This is a genomic window from Bradyrhizobium sp. URHA0013 (assembly GCF_000518345.1).
GTDB lineage: Bacteria > Pseudomonadota > Alphaproteobacteria > Rhizobiales > Xanthobacteraceae > Bradyrhizobium.
The window spans coordinates 263594-275147 of record NZ_JADK01000003.1; the positions used below are offsets into that span (position 1 = coordinate 263594).

The window sequence follows — 11554 nt, forward strand, 5'->3', positions numbered from 1 at the left end:
ATTGTCCTCCGCATATACGGCAACTTGGAACAACGCACCCGCGCGCACCTCCGCACGCAGCGAAACAGCCCGCTACTACCACCGCATGTTTTGCCGCGCCTAGAGTTTGCGCACGCTGAATTGACGTGGACGGGCGGACTTTTGACGATGCGCGCGATCGTGCTGGGATTGTGCACCGCGATGGTGCTGGTGGTGCGGGTGGCCGAGGCGCAGATAGCCTTGCCGGCTGCAAAGCCGCCGGATGGCGCAACACTGTTCAAGCAGCAATGCGCGGTGTGCCACACCACGAACCTGTCAGAACCGGTGCGGCAGGGTCCGCCGCTGGTCGGGATCGTCGGGCGGCCCGCCGGCAAGGTCGAGGGCTTTCACTATTCAGAGCCCCTCGCAAAAGCAGCCTTCGCCTGGGACGAGACGAAGCTCGACGCATGGCTGACCAATCCGCAAGCCGTGATTCCCGGCGTGGTCATGGTGTACCGGCAGGCGAAACCGGAGACGCGCGCCGCCATCATCGCCTTTCTTAAGGAGCAGAACTGAATGGCAAAGCCGGTCCATTCCATGATCCGCGCACTCGACGAGGCGCGCTCACTCGACTTCTACAGACGGGCCTTTAGCCTGGAAGTCACCGAGCGTCTGAAGTTCGCAGACTTTGCCCTGATCTATCTGCGTCACCCCTCCTCACCCTTCGAGCTGGAGCTGACGGTCAATTTCGATCGCAAGGAGCCGTATGCGCTCGGCGACGGCTACGGACATCTCGCCGTGGTGGTCGAGGATCTCGATGCCGAACATGCCCGCTTCGAGCGCGAGAAGCTCGCACCGGGTCAGCTGCGCGACTTCAAGCACGACGGCAAAACGCTGGCGCGCTTCTTCTTCGTCAGCGATCCCGACGGCTACAAGATCGAGGTGATCCAGCGCGGCGGACGTTTCAACTGATCGAACCACAAGAATTCAAATCCCAAAAAATCGAAGGAGGAATGCCATGAGAGAAGTCGATCGTCGAAGCAAGCACAGCCGCCGCGTCTTTCTCAAGGGCGCCGCGACCGCCGTGCCGGTCGCGGCAGTCGCGACCAGCGTCGCCGTCAGCATCGAGGGCGCATGGGCTGACGAGACAAGCGCGCTTTCGCCCGCGACGATGAAGACGCTGCTGAAGGTCGCACGCGATATCTATCCGCACGACGTCCTCGGCGACAGCTATTACATCAGCGCGATCAAGCCGTGGGAAGGCAAGGCGGCGAAGGATCCCGCCGTCAAGTCGCTGATCAGTGACGGCATCACACGGCTCGATCAGAATGCGCGTGATCGCCACAAGGTGGCTTACGCTGAAGTGCCCTGGGAAGCCGATCGCGTGGTGCTGTTGAAGGAGATCGAGCAGAGCGACTTCTTCCAGAAGGTGCGCGGCGACCTCATCGTCTCTCTCTACAACCAGAAGGAGGTCTGGCCGCGGTTCGGCTACGAGGGCTCCTCCGCCGAGCACGGCGGCTACATCAACCGCGGCTTCGCAGACATCGACTGGCTGCCGAAGGCTTAAGGCCCACCCAACGGTTCAGGAGAACGCATATGGCAAAATTCGATCTGAACGACTCCGGCGTTGTGGTGATCGTCGGCTCCGGTGCCGGCGGCGGCACGCTGGGCAACGAGCTTGCGCAGAAGGGCGTCAAGGTGGTCATCCTCGAAGCTGGCCCCCGCATCGAAAATCAGGACTTCGTCAACGACGAGTGGGAGAGCTTCTCTCAGCTCGCCTGGACCGATGCGCGCACCACATCCGGAACATGGCGCGTCGCAAAAGACTTCTCGGGTCTTCCCGCCTGGATCGTCAAGGCGGTCGGCGGCTCGACCACACATTGGGCCGGCGCATCGCTGCGGTTCGACGAGCACGAGTTCAAGGTGAAGAGCACCTACGGCAACATTCCCGGCGCCAACCTGCTGGACTGGCCGGTCACGCTCGCGGAGATGGAGCCGTGGTACGCCAAGGCCGAGAACAAGATGGGGGTGACCCGCACCAACGGCATTCCCGGACTTCCCGGCAACAATAACTTCAGAGTGATGGAGGCGGGCGCAAAGAAGCTCGGTTACAAGACTGTGCACACCGGCAACATGGCGATCAACAGCCAGCCACGCGACGGCCGCGGCGCCTGTCAGCAGATCGGCTTCTGCTTCCAGGGCTGCAAGTCCGGCGCGAAATGGTCGACGCTTTACACCGAGATACCCAAAGGCGAGGCGACCGGCAATCTCGAGGTCCGTCCCGCGAGCATGGCGGTCAAGATCGAGCATGACGCAGGCGGCAAGGTCACCGGCGTGGTGTACGCCGACGAGACGGGCGCGATGCAGCGCCAGAAGGCCCGCATCGTTGCGGTGGCCGGCAATTCGATCGAAAGCCCGCGGCTGCTGTTGAACAGCGCATCCACGATGTTTCCCGACGGCCCCGGCAACTCATCGGGCCAGGTCGGTCGCAACTACATGCGCCACATGACCGGCAGCGTCTACGCCGTCTTCGAGAAATCGGTGCACATGTATCGCGGCACCACCATGGCCGGCATCATCCGCGACGAGGCCGCAAATAATCCGAAGCGCGGCTTCGTCGGCGGCTACGAGATGGAGACACTGTCGATCGGCCTGCCCTTCATGGCGGCGTTCCTCAACCCCGGCGCCTGGGGACGTCCGTTCACCGCAGCGCTCGACGGTTATCCCAGGATGGCCGGCATGTGGCTGGTCGGCGAGGACATGGCGCAGGAGACCAACCGCATCACGCTCGATCCGACCGTGAAGGACAAGTTCGGCCAGCCGGTCGCAAGCGTGCACTTCGACGATCATCCCAACGATCTCGCGATGCGCGCGCACGCGTACAAGCAGGGCGCTGCGGTCTACGATGCCGTCGGAGCCACCGTGAGTTATCCGACACCGCCCTATCCCAGCACGCACAATCTCGGTACCAACCGGATGAGCGAGAAGCCGCGAGACGGCGTGGTCAACAAATTCGGCCAGAGCCACGACGTCAAGAACCTGTTCGTCTCCGACGGCAGCCAGTTCACCAGCGGCGCAGCCTGCAATCCGACGCTGACCATCGTTTCGCTGGCGATCCGGCAGGCGGATTACATTGCCGGCGCGATGCAGAAGAAAGAGATCTGACGCCCGACGTCCATCGGCTCGGAATGGAGCACACCGTTCCCTCCCCGCCATTGCGAGCGACGCGAAGCAATCCAGAATCCCACCGCGGTGACGGTCTGGATTGCTTCGTCGCAAGAGCTCCTCGCAATGACGGAGGGGCTATTCAGCCGCATCAAGAATGGGTGCGACGGCGACCTTGAAATCCCGTACCGGCGCCAAGCTCCGGGAGCGATAGATCAGGCAGGAGCAGCGCAGCAACGAAGCAAAATTGTTGACCTCGCCGTGATGGTCGAGCACCTCGTTGTAGAGCGTCGTCAGGAATTTGCCGACGCTCATGTTCTCCTTGGCCGCGATCTCCTCCAGCGTGTCCCAGAACGCCATTTCCAGACGGATCGAGGTGCAATGCCCACCGATCCGTAAGGAGCGGGTCTGGGATTCATAGTCGCGTTGGGGCTGATGCGCGAAGAGATGGCACATGGCGTCCTCCCGTCCTGTTGCCGTTTTTTCGCGATGCTACACCGCAGCCCGGTACCCCACAATCGGGACGGCAGCCGGAGATCGATCCATCCCGGTTGCGCGATTTTCTCGAACGTCCAATCCCATCAATGCGATAGACAGCCCTTTTCCCCAGCCCGCCACGTTCCTGTTGCCCAACACATGCTTTTGACGCAACACGGCCTAGAATAGCGTTCTCCGCGAATCCAGATCGAAGCCCAAGATCGAAGCCGAAAAACGAGTTTCATGCCCGTCCGCCAATTGCCAGAACAGGTCGTCAACCGCATCGCCGCCGGCGAGGTGGTCGAACGTCCCGCTAGCGTGGTCAAGGAACTGGTCGAGAACGCGATCGATGCCGGCGCGAGCCGGATCGACGTCTTTACCGATGGCGGCGGGCGCCGGCGGATCGGCATCACCGACGACGGCGGCGGCATGACCGCCAAGGACCTGTCACTGGCGGTCGAGCGTCACGCCACCTCCAAGCTCGACGACGAGGACTTGCTGCAGATCCGCACGCTCGGATTCCGCGGCGAGGCGCTGCCCTCGATCGGCTCTGTGGCGCGGCTCGCCATCACCACGCGGCACGCCGGCGAGCCGCACGCCTGGGCGCTCAATGTCGAGGGCGGCGAGAAATCCGAGATCATGCCGGCCGCGCTCGCGCATGGCACGCGGGTCGAGGTCAACGACCTCTTCTACGCTACGCCGGCGCGGCTGAAGTTCTTGAAGACCGACCGGACCGAGGCGGAAGCGATCCGTGAGGTGGTGCGGCGCCTCGCGATGGCGCGGCCCGAAATCGCCTTCACGCTCGCGGGCGAAGAGCGCGCGCCGGTGACCTGGGCTGCGGCGCTGCCCGGCGTCGCCGGTCGCCTGACGCGGCTCGGCGACATCCTGGGGGCAGAGTTCCGCAGCCATGCCATCGAGGTCCATGCCGAGCGCGAGGGCGTGGTGGTCGCCGGCTATGCCGCAGCGCCCGCGCTGACCAAAGCCAACGCGCTCGGGCAGTATCTCTTCGTCAACGGCCGCCCGGTGCGCGACAAGCTGATCCTAGGGGCAGTCCGCGGGGCCTATGCCGACTATCTGCCGCGCGACCGCCATCCGGTGCTGGCGCTGTTCGTCACGCTCGATCCGCGCGAGGTCGACGCCAACGTGCATCCGGCCAAGACCGAGGTGCGGTTTCGCAACGCCGGCCTCGTCCGCGCGCTGATCGTGCACGGATTGAAGGAAGGGCTTGCACGGGAGGGCCGGCGTACGGCGGCTAACAGCGGCGAGAGCGCGCTGTCGTCGTTCCGCCCCGCATTCACGCCGCGCCCGGCAAGCTGGGACTGGCGGGCGTCGCCATCCGCCCCGGTCGCGCCGATGCCGTCATTCGACGGCTCCGCCGTGCCGGCATTTACCGAACGCGCCCAAGCGGCGTTTGACGTCGGCGCCCCCAGCGCGGACGTGCGGATCGAATCCCAGCCGGTCAGTGACCTGGTCGACCGCCCGCTCGGCGCTGCGCGCACCCAGATCCACGAGACCTATATCGTCTCGCAGACCCGCGATGGCTTGATCATCGTCGACCAGCACGCCGCGCATGAACGCATCGTCTACGAGCGGCTGAAGGCCTCGCTGGCGGAGAACGGCGTGCAGCGGCAGATCCTGCTGATCCCCGAGATCGTCGAGATGGACGAGGCCACGGTGGAGCGCCTGCTCGAGCGCAGCGAGGAGCTGGCGTCATTTGGCCTCGCGGTCGAATCCTTCGGCCCCGGCGCAGTCGCGGTGCGCGAGACGCCGTCCCTGCTCGGCAAGACCAACGCGGGCGGGCTCTTGCGCGATCTTTCCGAGCACATGGCCGAGTGGGACGAGGCGCTGCCTCTGGAGCGCCGCCTGATGCACGTCGCCGCCACCATGGCCTGCCACGGCTCGGTGCGCGCCGGCCGAAGGCTGCGGCCGGAGGAGATGAACGCCCTGCTCCGCGAGATGGAGGACACCCCGAACTCCGGCCAGTGCAATCACGGCCGCCCGACCTATGTCGAGCTGAAGCTGTCGGATGTCGAGAAGCTGTTCGGGCGAAGGTGAGTTCGACGTTACGGCCGCTTCAAAAACACGAACTCCGTGTCGTCATAAGCGCGCCGCTCCAATTCTTCGAAGCCTTCCGGCGTGACGAATTGCGCAGCCTTTGCCTCTTCCACGACGAGCAGCGCGCCCGGCGTCAGCCAGCCGCCGTCGCGCAAGCTCGCAAGCGCCTTCTCCGCAAGCCCCTTGCCATAGGGCGGATCGAGAAACACCAGCGAGAACGGCTCGACCGGATGCGCAGGGCCGAGATCGGTCGCATCGCGGCGATAGACTTTTGTCACGCCGCCCAAGCCCAGCGTCTCGACATTATTCCGCAGCAGGGCGCGCGCTTCCGCGCCGTTGTCGACGAACAGCACGAATTTCGCGCCGCGTGACGACGCCTCGATGCCCAGCGCGCCGGTGCCGGCGAAGAGATCGAGCACGCGCGCATCCGCAATCGGATCGTCATAGGCGTGCACGAGGATGTTGAACACGGACTCGCGCAGGCGGTCCGCCGTGGGGCGGATGTCGCGCGAGGACGGTGAGGCCAGATTGCGCCCCTTCAAGCGACCGCCGACGACGCGCAACGTCAGTCCTCCTTCGGCGCCAGATCGCGCTTGCCGTGGTAGCCGCGCTTGGGACGGCGCGGCGGGCCGTAGCCGCTCGCCTCAGCCTCGTTGCGCTCGCGCGCTTCCTCGCTCCCGGTGCGTTGCACCAGCACGCGGCGGCCCTTGCGGTCGTTGATCACGCCGCGCTTGGTCGCCGGCTTCTTCTCGCGCGGCGCGTCGTCTCCCTCATGCGAGGCAGATTTCTGCGGCACGTCGAACTGCGCGCCCGATTTCTCGATGATCTTTTCGCCGAGCTGGTCGCGCAGCACGCGGGACTTGATCTCCTCGACCTGGCCTTCGGGGACCTCGCCGAGCTGGAACGGGCCGTAGGAAACCCGGATCAACCGGTTCACCTCGAGTCCGAGATGGGCGCAGACGTTGCGCACTTCGCGGTTCTTGCCCTCGCGGATCGCAAAAACCAGCCAGACATTGGCGCCCTGATCACGCTCCAGCGTGGCGTCGATCGGACCGTATTTGATGCCCTCGATCTCGATGCCGTTCTTCAGCTCGTCGAGCTGCGCCTGCGTGACGTCGCCATGGGCGCGGACACGGTAGCGGCGCAGCCAGCCGGTGTCCGGCAGTTCGAGCGTGCGCGCGAGCCCGCCATCATTGGTGAGCAGCAGCAGGCCCTCGGTGTTGAAGTCGAGCCGGCCGATCGAGATCAGCCGCGGCAGACCTTCGGGCAAATTGTCGAACACGGTCGGACGCCCCTCGGGATCGTCATGGGTCGTCATCAGGCCGCGCGGCTTGTGATAGAGGAACAGCCGCGTGCGCTCGCGCTCCGGCAACGGCTTGCCGTCGATGGTGACGACATCGTTCGAGGTGATGTCGAGCGCGGGCGAATTGATCACCCGGCCGTTGACGCTGACGCGGCCCTGCGTGACCATCTCCTCGGCGTCGCGGCGCGAGGCGAGGCCCGCACGCGACAGCACCTTGGCGATACGCTCACCGGCCTTCTTCGGCTTGACCTCTTCCTCGCGGCGCGGCCGCCGCTCGGAATCACGATCGCGCTCGCGATAGGCGCCGCGACCGCCGAAGGCGGGACGTTTCTCGAAGATCCTGCTCTCGTCCTCGTTTTCGCGGCGTGGACGATCGCCGGAACGCTCTTCGCTGCGGGGATGCTCATGCCAGTCGGAGCGGCCTTCGGAACGCTCGCGCGGACGATCGAATTTCGGGCGATCACCGCCGCGATCGAACCTCGGACGATCATCGCGCGGACGATCGAACTTGGGACGATCGAATTTGGGGCGCTCGCGGAACGGACGGTCACCCGATGTGCGATCGTCGCGCGAACGCGAAAAGCGCGGACGGTCGTCGCCGCCGCCTTGCCGATCATCGCGCTTCTGCCAGGGCTTGTCCTGACCGCGGTCGCTGCCGCCGAAATCCTTGCGCGGACCCTTGCTGAAGTCCTTGCGCGGCGGCCGGTCGCCGCGCGGGGCCGCATCGCGCTTCTGCCAAGGTTTCGAATCGCTGCGCTCGCTGCGATTGCGGTCCGGTGCGCCGCGCGAAAACTTCCGCTCGCCGTCGAACTTGCGTTCCGGACGGTAAGGTCGCTTGTCGCCAAACTTCGCGTCACCGGTTCGGCCGGCCGGACGGGAATCGTCGCGATCCCTGCGCGGCGGACGGTCATCACGCCCATAGGACGGGCGATCACCGCGCGGCTTGAACGGCCGCTTGTCGCCATCGCGCGAGGGGCGATCAGAAAATGGGCGGTCGCCACGGGGCTTGAACGGGCGCTTCTCGCCGTCGCGCGACGGACGATCGGAAAACGGACGGTCTTCACGCGGCTTGAAGGGACGATCGCCACGCGGCTTGAAGCTGCGCTCGCCACGATCCTCGCCGCGCGGCCGGTCTTCACGCGGCCGGTCTTGGCGCGGCCGGTCTTCGCGATTGAACTTCGGGCGGTCGCTGAAGTCGCGGCGCGGGGCATCGCTCTCCTCGCGGCGGCGGAAGGGACGGCTGTCGCGGTCGCCGCGGGGCGGGCGGGCGTCGCCTTTGTCCCCGGGAGGGCCGCGCTTGGCGAACTTCTTGTCGGGTCCGCGTGGCTTGCCCGAGCGGCCCTTGGCGGGGCCGCCCTTGGCCGGGCCGCGATCACGCCGGCCGCGGGAATCGTTGTCTTTGTCGCTGTCGCGAGGCATGAATAATCTCACTCAGGGGGTGGCCAGAAAGCATTGTGCGCGCTCGTCTCGAGCCGCATGCTCAGGCAAAATCGGTAAGCACTTCTGCTGAAGGCGCAGCTACTAGCAGGTTTCTCGCGATGATACGAGGCTTGAAAGCCCCCTCTTTCATGGATTTGGCGCTCAAAACGGCCGAAAGCGCCGGAAAGGCGGGCGAAGTTCCGATCGGATGCGTCGTGGTCCGCAATTACGAGGTCATCGCCACCGCGGCGAACCGGACGCTGACCGACTACGACCCCACGGCGCATGCCGAGATCGTTGCGCTGCGCGAGGCGGCCAAAAAAATCGGCAGCGAGCGCCTGGTCGACTGCGACCTCTACGTGACGCTGGAGCCGTGCACCATGTGTGCGGGCGCGATCTCGTTTGCAAGGGTGAGGCGGCTGTATTACGGCGCCGCCGACCCCAAGGGCGGCGCGGTTGAATCAGGCGTGCGGTTCTTCACCTCGCCGACCTGCCATCACGTCCCGGATGTCTATTCCGGGGTCGGCGAAAGCGAGGCGGCGCGGATGCTCAAGGACTTCTTTCGCGAGCGGCGCTAGGAGATACGCCCTCCGATGTCATGCCCCGGCTTGACCGGGGCATCCAGTACGCCGAGGCCTGCCGACTCAATCATGACCGCCTCGGAGTACTGGATCGCCCGCCTTCGCGGGCGATGACAGTTGAGTGTGTGGCGAACAGCGGGCCTAAGCCGAGAAGAACTCGCGCAACGCCTTGGCGGTGACATCGGGGTTCTCTTCGGTGAGGAAGTGTCCGGAATCCACCGGCATGCCCGCGACGTTGGTCGCCCATTGCTTCCAGATGTCGAGCGGGGTGGCGGCGGCTTGCGCGACGCCGGCATTGCCCCACAGCGCCAGCATCGGAATGGTGATCTTCTTGCCGGCCTCGAAATCGGCCTTGTCGAGATCGTAGTCGAAATAGGCGCCCGCGCGGTAGTCCTCGCACATCGCGTGCACGCGGGCGGGATCGCGGAACGGGGCGATGTAGTGTTCGAGCGCGCGCGCGTCGATCGCCTCCAGCGTCTTCGATTTGGTCTGGCTCGCCATCTTGAAGCGCAGGAAGAACTCGCCGTTGCTCGCGATCAGCGTCTCGGGCAACGGCGCCGGCTGCGCCAGGAACGTCCAGTGATAGATCTTCAGCGCGTAGGCGCGGTTCATCCGCTCCCAGTAATTATAGGTCGGCAGGATATCGAGCATGGCAAGCTTCGACAGCCGGCCGGGATGATCGAGCGCCAGCCGATACGAGACGCGGCCGCCGCGATCGTGGCCGGCGAGCGCGAAGTGCACGTGGCCGAGTTGCTCCATCGCCTCGACCATGGCCTTGGCCATCGCGCGCTTGCTGTAGGGGATGTGCAGCGCATCGCTCTCGGGCATGTCGGACCAGCCATAGCCGGGCAGGTCGGCGATGATCAGCGTGAACCGGTCGGCCAGCTGCGGCGCGACGCGGTGCCACATCACGTTGGTTTCGGAGAAGCCGTGCAGCAGCAGCAGCGGCGGTCCCTTGCCGCCGACGCGGGCGAAGATGCGGCCGAAGGAGGTGTTGATCCATTCGGAGGCGAAGCCGGGATAGAGGTCGGCGAGATCGGACATCTTCTGCATCCTTATCTGTCAGCGCGGGATCTGTTCGGTCTTGAGAATGCCCCAAAACAAAAAAGTCGAAAAACAACCCCATGCACAGTAGCTAAGTCCAACAGCCGCCTACACAATTTCGGAGTGCCGTCGGGCGGGGCCGCACATTGCGCGCGCGTGCGAAAAAAGCCTGTCAGCGCTCGCTCAGATCTTGGCCTTCTCGGCATCCACCGCCTGCCAGCCGATGTCGCGGCGGCAAAAACCTTCCGGCCAGTTGATGCGGTCGACGGCCTGATAGGCGCGGGCCTGCGCCTCCGTCACGGTCTTGCCGAGCGCGCAGACATTGAGCACGCGGCCGCCATTGGCGAGGATGGCGCCGTCCTTCTCGACCGTGCCGGCGTGGAAGATCTCGGCGGTCTCGACCTTCGCGGCGTCATCGAGCCCCTCGATCCGCGTGCCCTTCTGGTAGTCGCCGGGATAGCCCTTCGCCGCCATCACCACCGTAAGGGCGGAGTCCGGATGCCAGCGCAGATCGAAATTCTTGAGCTGCCCGTCGCAGGCGGCGAGGAAGGCCGGCACGATGTCCGACATCATGCGCAGCATCAGCACCTGGCACTCGGGGTCGCCGAAGCGCACGTTGAACTCGAACAGTTTTGGGCCCTGCGTCGTCAGCATGATCCCGGCATAGAGGATGCCGCGAAACGGCGTGCCGCGCTGCTTCATGCCTGATACCGTCGGCAGAATGATTTTTGCCATGATCGCGTCGTGGATCGCCGGCGTCACCAGCGGCGTCGGCGAATAGGCGCCCATGCCGCCGGTGTTCGGACCGACGTCATGGTCGAACACGCGCTTGTGGTCCTGCGCGGAGGCCAGCGGAATGGCGGTCTCGCCGTCGCACAGCGCGAAGAAGCTGATCTCGCGGCCCGGCAGAAACTCCTCGATCACGACCTCAGCGCCGGCCTCGCCAAAGGCGCCCTCGAACATCATGGCGATGGCGTCCTCGGCCTCGCGCACGGTCTTGGCGACGACGACGCCCTTGCCGGCGGCAAGGCCGTCGGCCTTGACCACGATCGGCGCGCCCTGGCTCTGGACGTAAGCACGCGCATCGGCGGCGTTGGTGAATCGCTCATAGGCGCCGGTCGGAATGCCGAATTCGGTGCACAGCGCCTTGGTAAAGCCCTTCGAGCTTTCGAGCTGGGCGGGGATCCTGTTCGGCCCGAACGCCTTGATGCCGGCGGCGGTGAGGTCATCGACGATACCGGCCGCCAGCGGCGTCTCCGGGCCGACCACCACGAGCTCGACCGCATTCTTTTTGCAGAAGTCGATCACGGCCGCATGGTCGGCGACGTCGAGCGCCACGCATTCCGCCTCGCGCGCGATCCCGGCATTGCCCGGCGCGCACCAGAATTTGGTCACCAGGGGAGAGGCTGCGATCTTCCACGCCAGCGCATGTTCGCGGCCGCCGGAACCGAGCAGGAGAATGTGCATCGAAGGCTCGAAAAGAGGGGTTTTGCTGGGGGCGGAGGTCGCACGAATCGGGGTGGGGCTCAAGGGGGGAGGCCCCGAACTCCCC

At 65.4% G+C, this 11554-nt stretch carries 11 protein-coding genes; 6 read left to right on the forward strand and 5 right to left on the reverse strand.

Annotation, left to right across the window (positions count from 1 at the left end):
- Positions 1 to 147 precede the first annotated feature (147 nt).
- The 4 genes from N551_RS0101325 to N551_RS0101340 are packed head-to-tail and all read left to right on the forward strand — an operon-like array spanning position 148 to position 3123.
- Entirely contained in the window at positions 148 to 534 is a 387-nt protein-coding gene (locus tag N551_RS0101325) for a cytochrome c family protein (RefSeq protein WP_027565405.1), read from the forward strand.
- Complete coding sequence (locus N551_RS0101330) at positions 535 to 930, forward strand: VOC family protein (protein WP_027565406.1); 396 nt, start codon at positions 535 to 537, stop codon at positions 928 to 930.
- A gap of 46 nt (positions 931 to 976) precedes the next feature.
- On the forward strand, positions 977 to 1525 hold the full coding sequence (locus tag N551_RS0101335; RefSeq protein ID WP_027565407.1) for a hypothetical protein: 549 nt from the start codon (positions 977 to 979) through the stop codon (positions 1523 to 1525).
- 29 nt (positions 1526 to 1554) lie between these two features.
- A complete protein-coding gene (locus N551_RS0101340) occupies positions 1555 to 3123 on the forward strand; it encodes a GMC family oxidoreductase (RefSeq protein WP_027565408.1) in 1569 nt (522 codons plus the stop codon).
- A 138-nt stretch (positions 3124 to 3261) separates the two neighbouring features.
- On the opposite strand, the gene N551_RS0101345 is transcribed toward N551_RS0101340, so the two are convergent.
- A complete protein-coding gene (locus tag N551_RS0101345; RefSeq protein ID WP_027565409.1) occupies positions 3262 to 3579 on the reverse strand; it encodes a ribbon-helix-helix domain-containing protein in 318 nt (105 codons plus the stop codon).
- A gap of 264 nt (positions 3580 to 3843) precedes the next feature.
- Between N551_RS0101345 and mutL the strand changes: the two genes are divergently transcribed.
- Entirely contained in the window at positions 3844 to 5655 is a 1812-nt protein-coding gene (gene mutL / locus N551_RS0101350) for a DNA mismatch repair endonuclease MutL (RefSeq protein ID WP_027565410.1), read from the forward strand.
- Between the two features lie 8 nt (positions 5656 to 5663).
- Here mutL and rsmD read toward each other — a convergent pair whose 3' ends face one another.
- Positions 5664 to 6218, reverse strand: coding sequence for a 16S rRNA (guanine(966)-N(2))-methyltransferase RsmD (gene rsmD / locus N551_RS0101355; protein ID WP_027565411.1), 555 nt, complete (start codon positions 6216 to 6218; stop codon positions 5664 to 5666).
- A 2-nt stretch (positions 6219 to 6220) separates the two neighbouring features.
- Positions 6221 to 8377, reverse strand: a complete 2157-nt coding sequence (locus N551_RS0101360; protein ID WP_027565412.1) for a pseudouridine synthase — start codon at positions 8375 to 8377, stop codon at positions 6221 to 6223.
- A gap of 119 nt (positions 8378 to 8496) precedes the next feature.
- On the opposite strand from N551_RS0101360, the gene N551_RS0101365 reads away from it, so the two are divergent.
- Positions 8497 to 8955 (forward strand): nucleoside deaminase, encoded by a 459-nt coding sequence (locus N551_RS0101365; protein WP_035961010.1) that lies wholly within the window; start codon positions 8497 to 8499, stop codon positions 8953 to 8955.
- 144 nt (positions 8956 to 9099) lie between these two features.
- Here the strand turns inward: N551_RS0101365 and N551_RS0101370 are convergent, their stop codons facing one another.
- Positions 9100 to 10002: an alpha/beta fold hydrolase gene (locus N551_RS0101370; protein WP_027565414.1), complete on the reverse strand. Its 903-nt coding sequence runs from the start codon at positions 10000 to 10002 to the stop codon at positions 9100 to 9102.
- Positions 10003 to 10185: 183 nt separating this feature from the next.
- Entirely contained in the window at positions 10186 to 11469 is a 1284-nt protein-coding gene (gene purD, locus N551_RS0101375; protein WP_027565415.1) for a phosphoribosylamine--glycine ligase, read from the reverse strand.
- Between the last annotated feature and the right edge of the window lie 85 nt (positions 11470 to 11554).

What these genes read in the sequence shown, in the direction of transcription:
- N551_RS0101325 (WP_027565405.1), top strand. Translation starts at nt 148, where the DNA reads ATGCGCGCGATCGTGCTGGGATTGTGCACCGCGATGGTGCTGGTGGTG.
- N551_RS0101330 (WP_027565406.1), top strand. Translation starts at nt 535, where the DNA reads ATGGCAAAGCCGGTCCATTCCATGATCCGCGCACTCGACGAGGCGCGC.
- N551_RS0101335 (WP_027565407.1), top strand. Translation starts at nt 977, where the DNA reads ATGAGAGAAGTCGATCGTCGAAGCAAGCACAGCCGCCGCGTCTTTCTC.
- N551_RS0101340 (WP_027565408.1), top strand. Translation starts at nt 1,555, where the DNA reads ATGGCAAAATTCGATCTGAACGACTCCGGCGTTGTGGTGATCGTCGGC.
- N551_RS0101345 (WP_027565409.1), bottom strand. Translation starts at nt 3,579, where the DNA reads ATGTGCCATCTCTTCGCGCATCAGCCCCAACGCGACTATGAATCCCAG.
- mutL (WP_027565410.1), top strand. Translation starts at nt 3,844, where the DNA reads ATGCCCGTCCGCCAATTGCCAGAACAGGTCGTCAACCGCATCGCCGCC.
- N551_RS0101360 (WP_027565412.1), bottom strand. Translation starts at nt 8,377, where the DNA reads ATGCCTCGCGACAGCGACAAAGACAACGATTCCCGCGGCCGGCGTGAT.
- N551_RS0101365 (WP_035961010.1), top strand. Translation starts at nt 8,497, where the DNA reads ATGATACGAGGCTTGAAAGCCCCCTCTTTCATGGATTTGGCGCTCAAA.
- N551_RS0101370 (WP_027565414.1), bottom strand. Translation starts at nt 10,002, where the DNA reads ATGTCCGATCTCGCCGACCTCTATCCCGGCTTCGCCTCCGAATGGATC.
- purD (WP_027565415.1), bottom strand. Translation starts at nt 11,469, where the DNA reads ATGCACATTCTCCTGCTCGGTTCCGGCGGCCGCGAACATGCGCTGGCG.